This is a genomic window from Parendozoicomonas sp. 2304DJ65-17, assembly GCF_058148445.1.
This window is the reverse complement of the sequence record NZ_JBYVJV010000002.1, coordinates 218,363-237,270: the sequence shown is the minus strand read 5'-3', so window position 1 is coordinate 237,270 and position 18,908 is coordinate 218,363. Positions and strand designations below refer to the sequence as shown.

Annotated in this window: 15 protein-coding genes; 5 read left to right on the top strand and 10 right to left on the bottom strand. The window is 46.4% G+C overall.

The window, feature by feature from the left end; all coding sequences use genetic code 11:
* Positions 1-50: 50 nt before the first annotated feature.
* The gene (locus tag ACY2RR_RS06100; RefSeq protein WP_490107251.1) at positions 51-1,532 is read left to right on the top strand and encodes an OprD family outer membrane porin; all 1,482 of its coding nucleotides are present in this window, start codon (positions 51-53) and stop codon (positions 1,530-1,532) included.
* A gap of 51 nt (positions 1,533-1,583) precedes the next feature.
* On the opposite strand, the gene ACY2RR_RS06095 is transcribed toward ACY2RR_RS06100, so the two are convergent.
* The 6 genes from ACY2RR_RS06095 to ACY2RR_RS06070 all read right to left on the bottom strand — a co-directional run bounded on the left by ACY2RR_RS06095 (position 1,584) and on the right by ACY2RR_RS06070 (position 6,282).
* Entirely contained in the window at positions 1,584-2,363 is a 780-nt protein-coding gene (locus tag ACY2RR_RS06095) for a hypothetical protein (protein ID WP_490107250.1), read from the bottom strand.
* A 73-nt stretch (positions 2,364-2,436) separates the two neighbouring features.
* On the bottom strand, positions 2,437-3,168 hold the full coding sequence (locus tag ACY2RR_RS06090) for a YdcF family protein (RefSeq protein ID WP_490107249.1): 732 nt from the start codon (positions 3,166-3,168) through the stop codon (positions 2,437-2,439).
* Between the two features lie 6 nt (positions 3,169-3,174).
* On the bottom strand, positions 3,175-4,182 hold the full coding sequence (locus ACY2RR_RS06085; RefSeq protein ID WP_490107248.1) for a 2-hydroxyacid dehydrogenase: 1,008 nt from the start codon (positions 4,180-4,182) through the stop codon (positions 3,175-3,177).
* 105 nt (positions 4,183-4,287) lie between these two features.
* The gene (locus ACY2RR_RS06080) at positions 4,288-5,211 is read right to left on the bottom strand and encodes an HAD-IIA family hydrolase (protein ID WP_490107247.1); all 924 of its coding nucleotides are present in this window, start codon (positions 5,209-5,211) and stop codon (positions 4,288-4,290) included.
* Positions 5,212-5,261: 50 nt separating this feature from the next.
* Positions 5,262-5,750, bottom strand: coding sequence for a hotdog fold domain-containing protein (locus ACY2RR_RS06075; protein WP_490107246.1), 489 nt, complete (start codon positions 5,748-5,750; stop codon positions 5,262-5,264).
* A gap of 115 nt (positions 5,751-5,865) precedes the next feature.
* Positions 5,866-6,282 (bottom strand): MarR family winged helix-turn-helix transcriptional regulator, encoded by a 417-nt coding sequence (locus ACY2RR_RS06070; protein WP_490107245.1) that lies wholly within the window; start codon positions 6,280-6,282, stop codon positions 5,866-5,868.
* Between the two features lie 157 nt (positions 6,283-6,439).
* Here ACY2RR_RS06070 and msrB point away from each other — a divergent pair, with 157 nt between their 5' ends.
* Positions 6,440-6,982 (top strand): peptide-methionine (R)-S-oxide reductase MsrB, encoded by a 543-nt coding sequence (gene msrB / locus ACY2RR_RS06065; protein ID WP_490107244.1) that lies wholly within the window; start codon positions 6,440-6,442, stop codon positions 6,980-6,982.
* A gap of 143 nt (positions 6,983-7,125) precedes the next feature.
* Positions 7,126-7,920, top strand: coding sequence for a TatD family hydrolase (locus ACY2RR_RS06060; protein ID WP_490107243.1), 795 nt, complete (start codon positions 7,126-7,128; stop codon positions 7,918-7,920).
* Positions 7,921-8,033: 113 nt separating this feature from the next.
* Here ACY2RR_RS06060 and ACY2RR_RS06055 read toward each other — a convergent pair whose 3' ends face one another.
* Positions 8,034-9,140, bottom strand: a complete 1,107-nt coding sequence (locus ACY2RR_RS06055; RefSeq protein WP_490107242.1) for an acyl-CoA desaturase — start codon at positions 9,138-9,140, stop codon at positions 8,034-8,036.
* A gap of 348 nt (positions 9,141-9,488) precedes the next feature.
* Here ACY2RR_RS06055 and ACY2RR_RS06050 point away from each other — a divergent pair, with 348 nt between their 5' ends.
* Both ACY2RR_RS06050 and leuS read left to right on the top strand, forming a co-directional pair.
* Positions 9,489-11,411, top strand: a complete 1,923-nt coding sequence (locus ACY2RR_RS06050; RefSeq protein WP_490107241.1) for a PDDEXK family nuclease — start codon at positions 9,489-9,491, stop codon at positions 11,409-11,411.
* 127 nt (positions 11,412-11,538) lie between these two features.
* Positions 11,539-14,106: a leucine--tRNA ligase gene (gene leuS / locus ACY2RR_RS06045; RefSeq protein WP_490107880.1), complete on the top strand. Its 2,568-nt coding sequence runs from the start codon at positions 11,539-11,541 to the stop codon at positions 14,104-14,106.
* Positions 14,107-14,176: 70 nt separating this feature from the next.
* On the opposite strand, the gene ACY2RR_RS06040 is transcribed toward leuS, so the two are convergent.
* The 3 genes from ACY2RR_RS06040 to ACY2RR_RS06030 all read right to left on the bottom strand — a co-directional run bounded on the left by ACY2RR_RS06040 (position 14,177) and on the right by ACY2RR_RS06030 (position 18,836).
* A complete protein-coding gene (locus tag ACY2RR_RS06040; RefSeq protein WP_490107240.1) occupies positions 14,177-14,725 on the bottom strand; it encodes a hypothetical protein in 549 nt (182 codons plus the stop codon).
* A gap of 253 nt (positions 14,726-14,978) precedes the next feature.
* Positions 14,979-16,988, bottom strand: a complete 2,010-nt coding sequence (locus ACY2RR_RS06035) for a hypothetical protein (protein WP_490107239.1) — start codon at positions 16,986-16,988, stop codon at positions 14,979-14,981.
* Between the two features lie 60 nt (positions 16,989-17,048).
* On the bottom strand, positions 17,049-18,836 hold the full coding sequence (locus ACY2RR_RS06030) for a hypothetical protein (protein WP_490107238.1): 1,788 nt from the start codon (positions 18,834-18,836) through the stop codon (positions 17,049-17,051).
* Positions 18,837-18,908: the final 72 nt, after the last annotated feature.

Genomic DNA, 18,908 nt, shown 5'->3' with positions numbered 1-18,908 from the left:
ACCATCTATCTTGTATCAGGTCTTCACTCAGAGCCAATGGGTTTTGATCTATGAACCTGCGTTCTCTTATTATTCCCGGCCTGGCAACACTTGCCACGCCAACAATTGCCGACACTATTATTGGTGGTATCAAAGACGACAGGCGTCCGGATACCAGCTTTCTTGAAGAACAGATGTCGGACTTCATGAATGCCAACAATCTGGAGGCACGTGTCAGATTGGTGGAGTTTCATCGTGAAAACAAGAAATCACTCAACTCTTCTGGCGTCAAAGTAAAGCGGGAAGACGAGGGCGCCACCGCTTTAGGTGTTCAACTTAATTTTCAATCTGGCTGGTATGCTGATGCAGTAGGGTTTGATGCCTCACTCTTTACTGTTGGTAACCTGAATTCACCATACTCAAGAACCCGCGATCTTCTGCTGGTCACAGACAGCGATAACAGAACTGGTTTCAGTAAGGTTGCACAGGCTTATGTGAAAGCCAAATACAGCCTTGAAGATGGAAAAGACCCGCTGATTTCATTTAGAGGCGGCCGTGAGCGTATCTATACAGGCCTGATTGCCGGATCAGGCTCTCGTGCCATTCCTTCAGCATGGCAAGGCATTGATATAAAAGGTGGGTACGAAGGGCTGTCATACGGCTTTGCCTGGGTTGATCAGATTTCCCTCCGTAATTCCTCAAACTTTGAGGATCTGAAGTCTTTCAAGAAGAAAGGTACTCCAGAGGGTAAGAACCTTGATGGAGCAAATGCCACAACGGATACCTCTCAAGCAGAAAAGATTGATTATGCATGGGGTGTAGAACTCGACTACGACATAATGGGACTGTCTCTAAAATACAGAGATAGTCACGCCAAAGATTTCCTGTACACCTATAACCTTGATGCAAGCTACAAGTTCGATATCAGCCCTGATCTGTCACTGACATTTAATGCCAAATACTACAAGGAAAAAGAAGACGGCAAATTGTGGACCAGCTTTGTATGGGGATCACCTGCATTTAACAATGATGCAGATTTAACCCATTTCAATGTGACCGCTGATATTGGCAACCTGATGTTAATTGCTGGTTACAGTAAAACCAAAGCCTCTTATAAAGATTCAAACGGTAACAAGCGCTTGGGCGTTTATTACTACGACTTTGGCCCAAATACCCACGGTGGATTTGATATTCCAACATCAATGCTTATTGGCGACTTCTTTTACGATGACGAAAAAGCATGGATCGTTGGTGCAGGATATAACTTCAAGGATATTGTTCCTGGCCTGACAGCTGAAATTTTCTACACCAAGGGTGATAACTTCAAGGATGGAAAGCATAGCGAAAACCTGGAAGAATATGAAACCGATTTAGACATTAAATACAAATTCCAAACCCCTGCACTTGATGGATTGTCTTTCCGCTTCCGTTACGGTATCTACCGCCCAGATGGTCGTAAAGCTAATTCTGCCAATAATGGCTTAGGTGCTGACTTTGACAGAGGAAGAGACGACTACCGCGTCTACCTCGATTATCGAGTAAAACTTTTCTAAAACAAACCTTTTACCTATCTGAAAAAGCCTAGCAACAATGCTGGGCTTTTTTTACTTAAAGGCTTCTACCAGTGAAGTTGTTATGGCTTTGTTCAAAGACTGAATAGCTGGTGTATCGTAATACTCTACATATTCTTTCAGCTGTTCATCAGACATAAAGCGATAGGTGAACAAAAACTGTCGGGTAACCATCTCCTCGTACTCTGCCCGCATTGAAGACATCTGGTTGCGCATACTGGTTTCAAAATGAGTAGGAATTGTATCACTTCCCATCATGATTTCAGCAGCAGAAAGAGCACCGCTCACCATCATGTTCATAGTTGTATCTACGGCACCGGTTTTCTTAACAAGATCCCGTATAAGATCAAGACGTACCTGGCGAGGCAGTTTTTTCTGTAGCTGAACCGATACATAATTTTCCAAGTCTTTCAGGTTATCTGGATTATTGGCTTTATTTTCCAGACGGACAGCCTTCTTCCAGATATTACCTCCCATAACTTTAACAATCTCTTCTATATGGACATTATCGAGTTCCCGAGCCAGAACATCCTGTACAGTTTCTCTTAAACGCTCAGGGGCGTACTTGGCAGTCAACCCCACCTCAAGGCGAGAAAGCATTTGTTTGCTCATTTCATTATCAGGCAATTCATTCCTGCCCATACGTAAACCTTCTTCAGTAAAGGTATGCCCCATATAAGCAAACTGTTTTTCCAAACCTGAAAGGTCATACACCTTTTGAAGAAGCTGTTCATCAACTGAACTTTCGGAGAAAGAAAAAGAAGAAAGGAAACTTAATAGAGTTAAGAGAAATACTCTTTGCAGGTAATTCATAGTAATCCCATCCATTGGATTTTTATTATTAATAAAGCCAGTTTAAAAGCTGATGACGATTTTGATCAAGTATCTAGCCGGAAACTCGGTACCAGAACATGCCTGCATATTCATGTAACGCCAACTGACTTTTACGAAGATAACGAATATTTGGCAGCCAGGCTTCAACACTCTTTACTGATAACCGTGTTGATGCCCGTGCAGTTGGTGCTGCTATAACCGTAATACCTTCTTGTTCAAATACTGATTTCGCGCGAGGCAAATGCCATGCATGGCTGACCAGTAAAATCCGTTGTTTATTATTTTTCTTCAAAATATCGGCACTTTGTTCTGCATTATCGCGGGTTGTTCTACTGGAATACTCCAACCATTGCACAGTTGCACCATGATCTTCTAAAAAGGTTTTCATAACATGGGCTTCGTTAATTCCATAACGACTGCCACCAGAGACCAAAAGCGGTAATCCAGTTTCTTTATGAAGCTTCAGCCCGTAACGCAAACGCTGCAGAAGAAGTGCCCCCGGCTGAGGCGTCATATCATATTCAGGAGTATTACCCAGAACCCCGGCTCCCAGAATAACAATGGCATCAGCCTGTCGCGTATCGGGCTTGGAGTAGAAAATGCTTTCTGTTTCCAAACCTTTCATAAGCGCATTGGAAACAGCGGCTGTGGATAACAGATAAAGAGAAGTAAACGAGAGCAACACCAAAGCAAAAGACAGGTAGCGAAAGCGAAACCAGCACAACAGTGCAACCAATAAGATTACAAGCTGTAAACCCGGGGGCTGGAGTAAACTTTTCAACATAAAAACCTATCCAATAAGCTGCGGCTTAACCGCATTATCACAGGAGCCGGTGTGCTCAAAAGTCTTAATATTACTTACCGTCGTTTTAGCTATCGACTCCAGAGCCTCACGAGTGAAAAAGCCCTGATGCCCGGTCACCATAACGTTTGGGAAGGTTAACAATCTCTGGAAGACATCATCCTGAATCACTTCTTCAGACAAATCCCTGAAAAACAGATCGCCTTCTTGTTCATAAACATCAATACCGAGATAACCAAGATCTCCCGACTTCAGGGCACGAATAACTGCTGGCGTATCAATCAGTGCACCACGGCTGGTATTAATCAACATCGCTCCGGGTTTCATTTGAGCCAGAGATGTTCCATTGATCAGGTAATGGGTATCTTCTGTCAGCGGGCAGTGCAGGCTGACAATATCACTCTGTTCATAGAGTTGATCCAACTCTACAAGCTTCACGCCCAACTCTTTGGCACCTTCATCAGTGAGAAAAGGGTCGTAAGCTAAAACATTCATACCAAAGCCAAGCAGTATTCTGGCTGTAGCCTTGCCAATAGCCCCCATACCTATCAAACCCGCTGTTCGCCCGTAAAGGTTAAAACCCAGTAAACCATGAAGATGAAAGTTTCCTTCACGCACCCGGTTCCACGCTTTATGAGTTTTCCGGTTTAAAGACATGATCATAGCCACAGTATGCTCAGCCACGGCTTCAGGAGAATAGGCAGGAACCCGAACTATGGTGATACCCAGTTTCTCTGCCATTTCAATATCAACCTGATTAAATCCAGCGCAGCGTAAAGCAACAAGTTTGATATTTAACTCAGAAAGCTTTTCCAGAACATCTTTACCAAGATCATCATTTACAAAAACACAGATTGCTTCATAACCTTCAGCCAGGCTGACTGTTGAAAGGTCAAGCCGTGCTTTTTGATAAATTAGGTTCACCCCACTGTTAACGAGCACCCGATCAAACACAGGCTTCTCATAACTCTGGGTACTGAACATCAGAGTTTTCATAACCCACTCTCATTTCTACGAAACAATTATTGTTATTGCTTTGAATGTAATACAGAGAGAGGCAATGCATACAGTCTTTTCTAAAAAGACTGTATGCAGGGGATATTAAAGATGAGGAGCAATAAAGTCAGGAACGATACCGGCATCAGCGATAGCCTGATCAACATCAGTACCCATATAAACACCGCATTCCAGCAGCAGAGTTTTAAAACCCATAGCGTTACCACCCAGAATATCGGTGTAGAGAGTATCGCCCACCATCAAAACCCGGGATGGATCAGTAACACCATGGCGTTCAGCAACTGTCTGAAAAATTGTTTTACCAGGTTTACCAAATAGCATGGGTGCAGCTTTCTGATTGGTGACTTCCACAAGGTTGTCCATAAAGAAACCTGGTGTGGCATTGATATGGATCTGTCCATCAATAAAGTAAGGTGCGCCCATATCAGGATTTCCCACAGCCATTGTGAACTGACGACCTTCAGCGGATTTCACAAGGTTGTCCTGCATTTCCTGGGTCCAGCCAGTACCAACCATAAACAGTAAACTATCAACCTGCTCAGGAATCACACCACTGCACTCGTTCAGGCGAACCATTCCCTCAAGCAGCTTATCTGTTGGATGAGGTAATGGAGCAATCACGCCCCAGCGTTCCGGACTATCAATAGTTGCCAGCCAGCTCTCTGTAACATCCAGGCTGGTGACAACTTCTTCGTTAGCAAAGTCGAAACCTCTTGCAGCGTACTTTTCTGCGGCCACATACTGATTGGTCATAGTGTCGTTGGAAACCACACAGAATGCCTTGCCTCGCTGGCGCATTATGGCAATAGCTTCCACTGCACCATCAATGGCTTTCACACCCCGGCAGAGCACTCCGTAAGAATCCAGCATAATCAGATCGAACTGATCCAGAATTTCTTCTATTCCTGAAATTTTTCTGGGTGCCACCTCTGGATTTTTCACCGGTGGGTACCAGTTCAAACGGCGGGAATAGCACTGGTTCAGGATCGACAGATTAATCTCAATCATCGGGCTGCTCACATCTTCAGGAAGCGGAAGAAAAATATCCCCGGATTATATCAGTTTCGCTTTCCCGGTTTTGGAGAGATATGCATGGTAATGTCTGCAGAAAACACCTCCACACCATTTGTATCTTTTACAGACACAGGAACTATCACATCCTGCTCACTCTCCCAGCTGTAATCGTCAAGAATGGCGGTGGCCGTGAGATCTGTTTTAGCCATCTTCTGGTACTTCACTGTCATACCCACTGGTATCCAGCGCATATCGCCATGAAGAGAAACTTCCAGGCACAACCCACCTACCAGCTCTGCAGCATTACACATGGCAATGGCGTGTACGGTTTTCAGATGATTTAACACTCTTCTGCGCTTTTTAATAACAACCTCAACCTTACCCGGCTGAACAGTTGTTAATAGCGGTTTAATAGAGCCAAAATAAGGTGCAGCAAAACAAATAGCTTTGGTTACCAACCAGCGCCCTGCACCAACTCCACCAACAATCTTCCACCCTTTTAACACCGGGCTTTTAGAAGGCTTATAGGCCATATATTGTTACTCCCCCTATTCGCATTTAGTTCTATAGCGAACCATTATTTTAAAAATAATCGGGTAAAAACCCGATTATTCACAACTTATCTATATATGCTTTTTTGCAGTTAACTTAGCTCAAACGCTCAACAATTGAGCTCAGATAACGACGTACTACATCCAGCTCTTTTTCATCAAAGCCTTCTTCAAGGGCTTTGTTCATACGATTTAACAGAGGCCGGGCTTTTACCAGAACCTGCAACCCTTCAACGGTAATCAAAACTCGCTGACCACGACCATCAATTGGTGATGGTGTCCGCTTAATCAACCCCTGCTTTTCCAGCCTGACAACCATGCCACTGGTCGCAGCCTTTCCCAATCCAAGAGCTTTACCCAGTTCAGCCTGAAGACAACCATTACGCTTCTGAAGATGGTATAGTGCAGCAGCCTGAGCAGAAGTAACCCCTAACTCGGCAAGGGATTCTTTATCCACTTCCTTATAAAGTTTCTGCTGCGCCTGATTAAGCAAAAAATACAATTTCTTTTCCATGGCAGGAATTTTGGTTCGCCTACGAACCAGAGTCAATCACTTTTACTCTTTTCTGGAATCAGGGTTAAATACGACTTTTTGGTGTAACTGCATCCGCACAACAGTTCGGCGCGTATAGAACAACAAACACAGAAAACGGGCAGATGCTCAGGGGTGGATGATGAAGAAATTGATAACAGCAGCTGTTGCAACCTCGGCTATCGCTCTGCTTTCCAGTTTTGTTATTGGGGCGCCAGCAAGCAAAAACACCGAGCAGCACCCTTCCGGTTATACACAGGAAGAGTTGAAGAAAAAGCTGACTTCTATTCAGTACAAAGTAACCCAGCAGGATGGTACCGAGCGCCCGTTCACGAATGAATACTGGGATAACAAAGAAGCTGGCATTTATGTGGATATTGTTTCCGGTGAACCATTGTTCAGCTCTCTGGATAAATACAAGTCTGGTACTGGCTGGCCAAGCTTCAGCCGCCCATTGATTTCAGAAAACATTGTGGAAAAAGAAGACAACACTCTCTTTATGAAGCGTGTAGAAATCCGCTCTAAAAATGCAGATTCGCACCTTGGCCATGTGTTCACTGATGGCCCACAACCAACCGGCCTGCGTTACTGCATGAACTCAGCGGCCCTGCGTTTTGTCCCTGTGGATAAACTGGAAGAAGAAGGTTATGGGCAGTTTGTAAGCCTGTTTGCCAATAAGTAACTGCTTACATCCACCTTCACAGAGATAAGGAGCAGAGAAATGACCTCTGCTCCAACTTACTCACAAACATTCGCCCCCCCTTCTACCAAAACTCACGGCGTAACATTATCCTGCCCAGATAATCTTTTATGTGAGCAACTTCCATGAAACCGGAACTGGTTGATATCGGTGTAAACCTTGGTGATAAAGCTTTTGATAAAGATCGAGATGACGTTGTAGAGCGCGCCATCGAAGCCGGTGTCACCACTATGATTCTCACCGGAACAACTCTGGAAGAATCCCAGCAAACCATTCAACTGACCGAGCAATACCCGGATCACTGCTTCACTACCGCAGGCATTCACCCCCATTACGCCAAAGATGCCACCGAACAGCATTTCGCCGAATTGCGGGATATGTACAAACTGGAGAAGGTAGTCGCCGTAGGTGAAGCCGGCCTGGACTTTAACCGTGACTTCTCTCCTCGCCCTGTTCAGGAACAGGTGTTTGAGAAGCATATTGAGATGGCTGTTGAAAACGGTATGCCATTGTTCTGCCATGAACGGGATGCTTCAAAACGTTTCACAGATATTGTGAAGAACTATCGGGATGACATCTGCGACCTGATTGTTCACTGTTTTACCGCAGACAAAGAAAGTCTGTACCGCTACCTCGATCTTGATCTGCATATTGGCATTACCGGCTGGGTATGTGATGAGCGCAGAGGGTTTCATCTGCACCCACTGTTAAATGACATTCCTGCTAACAGACTTATGGTAGAAACTGACTGCCCTTACCTTCTTCCACGAACTTTAAAGCCCAAACCTAAAAGCCGCCGAAATGAACCGGCGTTTTTGGAAGAGGTGGTAAAAACCATTGCCGCTCAAACCGGAAAAAGTGTTGGACAGGTTGCTCAGGAAACCACAGCTACAGCCAAGTCTTTTTTCCGCCTGCCATAACAATACTGGGAATAATCTCCAGGTTATGCACGCTGGATAATGCCCTGAATGATTTTCAAAATATAAAAAAGCCGGGGCATCTGAGCCCCGGCTTTTTGGTTCAACCTTTGTATTTAAACCAGGTGTCCATTACGAGCTAGATACCAACGGGCCTGTTGTTCCTGCAGAACCTTTTTCAGTTCAATGTAGCGAGTATGGGCTTCCGAGTTTTCCCACTGTTTCTTTAGCTCTTCCGCTTTGGCTTCAAGCTTTTGCTGGTGCAGTGCAGACCACTCCTTCAAAGCATTGAGCATGGCCTCATATTGTTCTTCCAATTGAGCCAGTGCTTTTTCACAGGTCAACCTTTGCCCTGCACGCTTATATTCCATATCAAGGCGGGCTTTTTGGATTCGGAAGTCGCTGACCTTTTTCAAACCTGAAGCCAGGCGCATTTTTGAAGCGCTCCAGATCATCCACTTAGTTGGGTCGTACTGCCACCAGCGCACACCATTCCGATAATCACTGGCAAAAATATGGTGGAAGTTGTGGTAGCCCTCACCCCAGGTGAACAGGGCAAGAATGTCATTATCACGGGCTGTATTTTTATCCGTGTACGGACGGCGACCCCAGATATGAGCCAGAGAATTGATAAAGAACGTACAATGATGAGACATTACCAGTCGCAACACACCAACCAACAAGAAACTGCCTAGGACATCGCCATTGAGATAACCCAGCAGCACCGGTAGCCCGATATTCATCAGAAGCACCAGAGGGATGTAATATTTGTGCTGCCACATAACTATGGCGTCTTTCTGAAGGTCTTTGATACCTGAAAAGTCATCGGACTTGTCATCATAAGAACGCAACATCCAGCCAATATGAGAGAACCAGAAACCGCGGCTGGCGGAATATGGATCCTTATCATAATCGTCCACATTGGTATGGTGACGGCGGTGACCAGAAGCCCAGTGCAGAACACTGTTCTGGATAGCCATCGCTCCCCAAAGCGCAAACCAGAGCCTTAAACTCCAATGAGCTTTGTAGCTCCTGTGGGACCAGAGGCGGTGGTAACCAGCAGTTATGGCTGTTCCGTTAAACATAAACACTACTGCAAACATCACCCACTCGAAGGCATCAAAACCGTGGGTAAACCCATACCAAGGTACAACGGTTATCGCAGCCAGAAACGTCAGGGAGAACAGCAGTGTTGTAACAGCAATCAGAGGCGGTTTCTGCATTCAGTTATTCTCTTATCATCTTTATATAACTGCCATTATTGTAAACAGCTTCCAAGATAGACTTTGTTTCGAATTGTCACAGATAAATTTTAGCAGCTCCTTGTAGCCAGATAGCTGACCGAATTCACTGGTGTCACTGTCATAAATCCGATTCTGATTAATTAATCGAGCCAATAAGAACATCAGCGCTCAAAACGTTTGTTGGTTTAGCTGGTCAGCCTGGCTAACCCTACCGTTAGTCAAAAAATGTTGAAGCTATCACACACTTGCCGGGTTAAGCAGACCAAATCAAGGATGATTACAATGCAGGCAGGTAACCGCAGCACAAGGCTCACCCCGATGAAACTGGTGGACCTTTCCAAAGGGAGCAAACAACCAAAACAGCTCAAACCCAAAAGGAGCGTATGCCCGTGGGCTCATATAACTGCGTCAGAGCCACAGATACCTGCAACTTCAAGTCAAGTTATCTCAACCGCAGAAATCTCGGCGCTTCCCCAGCGCACAATATCCAAGGAAGAAACAGTTCCTGTTTTGTCCGAGGTGCCAGAGCTGTCGACCCCCTGCACTCCTGAGAGAACAGAGTCAGATGATTCCTCATCAACTGTTTCAGAAACATCCAGTGATAGTGAAGAAAGTACTCCCGGAGAGGAGTCAGGGTATGAGGGAGGCCACGACTCACGAGATTCTGGCACCGAAAGCAAAAGCAGCACACCTTCTCCACTTGGCTCTCCACTACCACAAGCACAAGAGGATCTTTTTACCTGGGAAGAACTTGCCGATCAGTCGTTCTATGGAGATTTAGATACAGTGTGGGAGTGCGCACCTGTCTCTTCACAAGTAACGCCGCCTCCTCCAAAGCCAGAGAAATCCCCTTGGAAGCAACTACCTGAATTTACACCAAGAGATGAAAGTGAAATCTGGGGTCAGCTTACTTCCAGTCAGACACCAATTCACAACACCCAGAAACCACTTTGGGAACAAGAAAAGATGCCTGGAAGGTTAGAAAGCTCCAGCAGCTCAAGCTTCAGCGATTCCGGCTGTGAAGAAGACCCGACAATGTCTTCAGACCCAGAGCATCTGAATTCCAGCCCAAAAAGAATACGAATAAGAGATTTAAAAAGTTACTGGCAGCTTCCTTATGACGAGTTTAAAAGACAAATAAGCCAAATGTCCTGCGAACAACTTGGCCGCCTTGGGAAAAGCAAACCCAATAGCTTTTCCAAGGAAAAGGTGCTGAGGGCATTCTATGAGAGAGTGACAAATACTCTTCCGGAAACTCTGAGCTCAATTGATTGGGTTCCGGGCTTACTCCGGCCTCTTACCACGAGCTCTCATTATAATGATGCAACAGTAAAAGCTATTTGTGATCGTCTACACGCTGGGTTGACCAAAGCGCCTTATCAAGAATATGACTTAGAAACTCTTGCAAACATTATAGAATCCGTTGCCGAAACAGGCTTTTTTCATCCGGTTTTTGCAATAATATCTGAACGTTATTTACAAGCTTACACACCAGTACATCCCATACAGTTTCACCGTTTTCTGCGTATGGCCCGCCAGTACATGATCACCCATGCACTGGCCTGTGAACGAAAAGATAACGTTATGGAAAAGAGGCTGGAGAAAAGCGTCTGCACATTTATACAGTCTGCAAAAGAGTTCCAGAAAAAGCACAGGCTTAGTCTCGCCGAATCCGACATGATGCACTGGCTTAGCCTTTATGGGTATTACGTTTTAAAAATGTCTATTGCTGAACCTGATCCACAGGATGCATCCGACCAACCGCCTGTGGTAAGTGAGTTCCAACAATACATCTTTCAAAAGCTCAAGGAGCGCCTTCCTTGTGTAACCCTCCAAGAGGAGGTCACACTGAATGATACGGGGCTAAGCGCTGATATTTACTGCAAACCGAAGATAGTTATTGAGGTCGATGGAAAAAGCTTCCACCACTTAAATGAGCTTGCCCTATCGGAATCACCCAAAGCCCATTGCGACAGGGAAACAGGTAAAACGATTCTGAAAAGGCGTATTCTTCAACATGCAGGCTATACAGTCATTAATCTCTCTGAGAACAGTTCTGATGCAATACAGTCAGCAGTTGAGCAAATTATAACCCTGCGTTTACGGGCTGACCTTCCTGCTCGCCCTTTCTTGTTACAAAGACCAGTACTGCAGCCGATTAAATCCCCCCCTCCGGTCGAATCATCCCTTCGAGTTACGGCAAATGTATTTAAACCAGGGGTGCCCTATGTCATAGCACCAGCTTGCTAAGAGAAAACCCGGCTCTTCTGCATAACTGCTCTACTACCAACACCCACCCTGTTGTATCCTACAGGGTTTTACCGGCAACTCATCTGGCCCGCCTCACCCGCTGGGCCTCAAGGCATCTTGAGCAATGATGGAAGAGCATTACCATCCTCAGAAGATTGAGGAAGAAGCCCAGAAGTACTGGGCGGAAAATGACAGCTTTGCTGTCACCGAGCAGGAAGGCAAAGAGAAATACTACTGCCTGTCCATGTTCCCTTATCCCAGCGGCAAGCTACACATGGGTCACGTGCGCAACTACACCATCGGTGATGTTGTGTCCCGCTACCAGCGCATGCTTGGCAAGAACGTTCTACAGCCAATGGGTTGGGACGCTTTCGGCCTGCCTGCTGAAAACGCAGCCATCAAGAACAAGACTGCTCCAGCGCCCTGGACTTACCAGAACATTGATTACATGAAAGGCCAGTTGAAGAAGCTGGGCTTTGGCTTCGACTGGAGCCGCGAACTGGCTACCTGTGCCCCTGAATACTACAAGTGGGAACAGTGGTTCTTCACCAAGCTGTACGAGAAGGGCCTGGTTTACAAGAAGATGGGTGCGGTAAACTGGTGCCCGAACGACCAGACCGTACTGGCCAACGAACAGGTTGAAGACGGCAAGTGCTGGCGTTGCGACACCATCGTTGAGCGCAAGCAACTGGCTCAGTGGTTCGTAAAAATCACTGCATACGCCGATGAACTGCTGGCAGATCTCGACAAACTGGATGAATGGCCTGAGCAGGTTAAGGCCATGCAGCGCAACTGGATTGGCCGTTCCGAAGGTGTAGAAATGGCCTTTGGCGTTGCCGGTTCTGACGAAGAGATTCGTATCTATACCACCCGTCCAGACACCGTTATGGGTGTGACTTACGTGGCTCTGGCTGCTGAACACCCTCTGTGCAAAGCTGCTGCCGCAAACAACCCGGCTCTGGCTGCATTCATTGAAGAGTGCAAGAGCAACACCACCTCCGAGGCCGATATGGCCACCATGGAGAAGAAAGGCGTTGATACTGGCATCAAGGCTATTCACCCGATCACCGGTGAAGAAGTATCCGTTTGGGCAGCTAACTTCGTACTAATGGATTTCGGTACTGGCGCGGTTATGTCTGTTCCTGGTCACGATCAACGCGACTACGAGTTTGCCAAGGTTTACGGCCTGCCCATCAAGCAGGTTGTTAAGCCAGCTGGCGATGAAGAATGTGATCTGGAGAAAGAAGCCTTTACTGAGAAAGGCATTCTGCTGAACTCTGGAGAGTTCGACGGACTGAGCTTCAAAGATGCGTTCGAAGCCATTGCCGACAAGCTGATTGCTGATGGCAAAGGTGAGAAGCAGGTGAATTACCGTCTGCGTGACTGGGGTGTGTCCCGTCAGCGCTACTGGGGTTCTCCAATCCCTATGCGTTATCTGGAAGACGGCACCGAAGTGCCTGTACCTCTGGAAGATCTGCCGGTTCGCCTGCCTGAAAATGTTGAGATGGATGGTGTTCAGTCTCCCATCAAGGCTGACAAAGAGTGGTGCAAGGTGACTCACAACGGTCAGCCTGCCACTCAGGAAACCGACACCTTCGATACCTTTATGGAGTCCAGCTGGTACTACGCCCGCTACTGTTCTCCTAAAGCTGATCAGATGCTCGACCCGAAAGCTGCGAACTACTGGCTACCAGTCGACCAGTACATCGGTGGTATTGAGCACGCGGTAATGCACCTGCTCTACTCCCGCTTCTTCCACAAACTGCTGCGTGATGTTGGTGGCCTGGTAGACAGCGACGAGCCGTTCAAGAAACTGTTGTGCCAGGGCATGGTACTGGCAGACATCAACTACACCCTCGATGAGAAAGGCGTGAAGCACTATGTTGCGCCGGGTGATGTTGAAGTACGCGATGGCCAGCACTTCCTGAAAGATACCAACACTGAAGTTGTTCATGCGGGCGTGGGCAAGATGTCCAAGTCCAAGAACAACGGTATCGACCCACAGGATCTGGTTGATCAGTACGGTGCCGATACCGTGCGTCTGTACACCATGTTCGCTTCTCCACCTACCCAGACTCTGGAATGGTCTGATTCCGGTGTAGAAGGTGCCAACCGCTTCCTGCGTCGTTTCTGGAAGATGGCTGCCAGCCATGTAGCGGCTGGTGAAACCGCTGCTCTGGACGTTAACGCTCTGAACGATGACCAGAAGGCTCTGCGCCGCAAGACTCACGAAACCATCGCCAAGGTTTCTGACGACTGCGACAAGCGTCTGACCTTCAACACCGCTATTGCCGCAATCATGGAGCTGACCAACGCTATTGGTAAGTTCAATGACACATCCGAGCAAGGTCGAGCTGTTGTGAATGAAGCACTGGAAGCCTGCACCCTGCTGCTGGCCCCAATCGTTCCTCACACTGCTCACGTGATCTGGAACCAACTGGGTAACGAAGGTCCGGTTGTGGACGCGGGCTGGCCGAAGCTGGATGAAGCAGCACTGGTGAAATCTGCCATTACCCTGATTGTTCAGGTAAACGGCAAGGTTCGTGCAAAGCTGGAAGTTCCTGCTGATGCCTCAAAAGATCAGATGGAAGAGCTGGCTAAGAACGACGAGAACGTGCAGAAGTTCACCGATGGCAAGACCATTCGCAAGGTGATTGTTGTTCCTGGCAAGCTGGTAAATATTGTTGCTAACTAAGCTGCCAGACTAACGGTTCAATTGCTTTAACCCATCCCGGTATTTGCATGCGCAGATACCGGGATTTTTATTAGATTAAAGGGCTGCCAGATAGTAGAATCTCAATGACTGCTATCAAATCCCGTCTTGCGCGGACTGTAGAAACATCGAAGGAGTATTCAACCTGTTCTCCTGAGCGAAGAGTGCACCTCATTGGACTTTTTAAATTTTTATAACGCTCTCCAGAGCCAAGAGCATCACGCAACACCTGCAAGTCAGTTTTAAAGGCTCTGTCACTGGAAAGACGACTGACGAGGTTTGTGTAGTCCGCCCCGGTTAACGCACTGAGATTACACACGTAAGATTTATCAATTTCCATCATGTCTGGGTCAGTTGCAGGAAAGATACGCCCCTCCACATTTTCAGCCCTTCTGATAGCTATTGCCACCTCAGAAGCTCTGGCACAAGTTTCCCTGAACTCCATGAATTTATTTTGTCGCTCCCTATGCTGCCGCTCTCTGGTTGTCTCCCGAAGCTTCACTTTGTATTGCGACATCTTTGCTGTCTTACCACGTGTTTTGTATTTGAACTCATGGTTGGTTTGCTGACAACGACGAGAGGAAGGGGGTGCTTTTAGCATGGTGGGTCCAGTAGGCTATTAAGAACAACCTTTGAAAACTTGTCGCTTAAAAAGTTGTTCCAAAATAACAGTTTTGTTCGCCTGACTTAGGGGGAGAACTATAGATTTAACTAACCGTTCGGTTAGAACGGTTATAGCCTTCAGGTACATTCAATGAGTGATAAATTTACTGTCACTAATTCATTCAGTCGTTATGGCAACAATTCCAAAACTATAACGCCGACAAAAGCCGGCGTTATTTTTGAAGCATCTTTTACTGAACCTGGCTCGCTGGTGCCTGTACCTCAGACCTTAAGCCCTTAACCCAGTCCGATACATTCTCATCAGAAAGATAATGGCCTGCTCGTGAATTGCTCTCGCTGAAACCCAGGCTCTTTAGCTCATCCCGGAACTCTTGCTCGGTTGGTCCAAAGTAGTCCAGTTTACGCTTTTCATAACGCTTATGCTCATAGTCCTTCATATTGACGAAGAAGCTGACCACCGCTTTGCGCGAAGGATTTGACAGTACAATATCCTTAACCCTGGTGTGAATTTTTCCCATGCCATGTAGAAAACCGCGGGATATCCGATGGAAAATCAAAACGTCATCCGCCTTCTGCAACCACATTCTTTGCAGTTGATCAGCTTTTGCCGCTCTCTGGTCCAGTAAAGGCTTCCCCTCCTCATACTCATCACCATACAAACTGGGATCACCCATTTCTACCATGCGAATACCGTTCGGGAGCGTCTTAACCTCAATCAGTTTGTTATGGGGTTTATCTTCATCGTTCTCCATAAAAACATCACTTCCCGCCAAATAATTAGCCAGACGACTCTTCCCTGTGTAGTAATGTCCATCCAAAACGATGACTTTCCCTTCCGTGCTTTCTACCTGCTTTGCGTAGTCCCTGATGGTTTCTTCCTGAACCTGATCCATATCAGAATAATGAACTAACCCTAGGTCAAGCTTGCCATCACGCAGTGGCTTGCTCTCTAATTTCTTTTCTGGCTTTTTCTCCCTGTCAGTTCTTTTAATTTTCTTAACACCAGATTTCCGCTCTTTTAATGATTCCCACCCCCAGTTTAATAAGGAGTGATAAAGAATTGAGCGTGCCGCTGTAACCAATCGCCATGCACCAAGTTCTGGCCCAGGAACTCTACGCTGCTCCAACTCTGCAAGAGAGCTCTTGGCCTGTGCCTCCTCGGGTAAACCATCAACGCCCAGCCATAGTTCGGGCAAATCTGTCCCTTGAGTACTGGTATGATCAGCCAGAAGGTAGCTTGATGAACCCAAAGATATAACCTGCATATAACGACCATTGATCACTGGTGTCTCTATATCGGAACAGGCAATTTGCATATCTTCTGTTCCTTCCCTCTCAATCAACTGCTGCCAATGCCTTACAGCACATTCAGAAAGAGGGTAAAGTGCTCTGCCCATTCCATTGCTATCTGGTGTACGGGATAAAATATCCGTTAGCCATAGGAGTTCCATTGAGTCAGGCAAGTTGACGTGAACCTTGGAGCAGGATTTTTTTTCCTTCCTAAATAAACAAACTGAAAGATTTTGCGATGAATCGCCCTGTGGTGTTATCAGCAGTTTAGAAACTTCGTTTTTAAGTGCTATCTGGGCCAAGTTAGCAAGATGGTCGTTGCCCGCTGCATATTGCTTTTCAAAGTGCAGGGCCAGGCTAGGTTTGTCCTTGTTGATATAAACGAGCTGATAAGGCTGCTTATGTTCTGCCAATACTTCTCTAACTCCATAAGGAAGGTGCTCCTGACTCTGCAACCAGATTTCCCAAGTTCCCATCAATACAGTTGGACTCTCTGCGGCCAGGGAATCCAACCACAAATACCCCTGCCCAGGTTTTAAAAAGCGATAAGCTTTCAAAGGAAGACGCAATAACTGCCGCCCAGCAAATAACTTCCAGTTTGGTGCTAAAACGTAATCCAGAGTAAGCCCAACACTCACTGCCGTTAAAGCGAATATCGAAGAAGAAGCAACCACTTTATTGACAACATAACCGGCTGCCACCATTCCGCTGAAAGCCAGTGCTGCATAAGCTTCATTTTCTGCATACCAGTGCATGCGGGACTGATCCTTATTCAGCAGTCGGGAATGTATGCCACTGGATTGCTCATAAGAGAATGCATAAGAAGCTTTGGCACCCAAAAAGGTGCCAGACAGTAACAGTATGTAAATAGCTACGACCAAATGCTTTTTGGTGAAAGGGTTGGACACCGCAAAAGCTCCTCGGATGCTGGGGCGCAGCAGTTTAGGCAACAGGTTCCTTTTTTCCCAATTCAGGAAAAAAGGAACGTATCATTTATGGGAGCCTGTTATTTATTTAGCATTTACCCTGGCTGGCAACATTCTTGATTTACCTTTCACCTGACTAGAGGATGGCTGACCTTTCTTAAGGCTTTCTTGTAATACTTCCATCCCTTTCCTTTTATACCCATCGAAAAGGCCTTTCTCCTTACTAATATTTCCAGATAATCGGTTATGCTGCTCTTCCTGAGCATTTACCTGAGCATGGAGGCTTTCCATTGCTCCACGACGTTCATCCAGCGATACCTTGTTACCGCTTTCCCCCTGTAAAACATTGAGTTTTGATTGCAGTACAAATCTATGCTGTAGGTTGCCATACATCAGGGTTTGATACTCCTCCAGAGAAACCACGGACTGTAAGGCTTCGGTGAAATAAAGGAGACCTTCTTGAGTAGCCCTATGCATTTCTTTTAGCTTGTCACAACTGGCCTCAACGTCTTGCAACTCTCCCTGAGATTCATGCATTTTCCTTAACAGGATCATTTGATTTTTTAGAACACGTTCGGCTTTTTCCAGCAGAATTGCCATATTGCGTTCACGTTTTTCTTCTAACTCAACTAACTGCTCAAGCTCCGCTCTAACCGGTTCCAACTGTTGGGAATGATTTTTAAGCCCGGTAATATAAAATCCAAGACAATCCTCATGGGCAGACAGCAGTTCTTTCTGGCTTCTCAGGAGTATCTCGTCAACAGATTCACCGGAACCCAAACTCTCTTCTGAACCAAGTGGAAATCGCCTTGCCAATAGAGCAGCATGTCTACATGGTTTCATCACAGCACTTGCAGTCTGCACCGCTCCAAGAGATCTGTTGCCTTGTGTAATTCCTGCTGTACCAGTCTGAGCCTCACTATGTGAAGGTTGATCCTTACTATCGGGCTGCGATGGTTTTTGTGATCCTGGTGGTGAGGATACTTCCACACTGCCAGATGTTTTAGCAGGCGTTTTAGAAGACTGACCGGTTCGGCTTTTCTGCAGCAGCTCACGCACAATACTGCTAGAGATATAATAAAGCTGTGAAGCCGCTGGATCCCCAGGCTTGCGTATATAAACCTCTATAAGTTCCGATACGTTGTCATTGTAGGTTCCGGAATGAATCCCACTGATTGTTTCTGGAGTGCCACCTTCTGTTCCTCGAACAGACATATCTCCCATAACTTCCGTTACTGTTCTGGCTAAAAGCTCATCACGTTGCCTGTCACAGGAGCGGATTTGATGCTCGCAATACTCCAGACACCGATTAAGCCCAAGCAGTGCGGATTGGGATATTCTATGGCCCTCTTTCAACTCCTCTAAACGGCTTTTTAAATGCTCATAGTCCTGCCTGAAGGATTTCAAATCTGCTTCTGTTTTAAGTTGTTTACTGGTGGTGGACTCAAGAGCATCTTGTTGTGCCAGCATAGTTTGATGAGACGCTTTGACTCCGGCTACGACCTTATCTAATTCAGCACCAGTGCGCCCAAGATCTGCTGCCAACCTTTGACTTTTCTCAAGATGCACCCTTCCAGCATCTACATGCATGGCACTGACAAGCGCCTGAAACTCCCACAGTCGCTTTTGAGCAGGAGTCATTCTGCCTCCAGCCGGAAGATGAAGAATCTCTTTCTTATGAGCTATCAGCTCGTCGATATCAACGACACGGCCACAGAAACAACACATCTCTTCATTTTTCTTTCTCTTAGAATCAGGCGTGTTTGATGAACTAGTCTCTGGTGGCTGGCTTTGGTCTACAGATCGCTTCTGGCCTGCTGGGTGTCCACCATCTTGGGGGTATAAAGGGCGTCGGGAAAGGGGTGCGTTCATGAATCACTCCAATGATTATTTAAACTCCATAACCTTTGACCCGAAGTAATTATTAAGTTGTTAGCCTGTTAG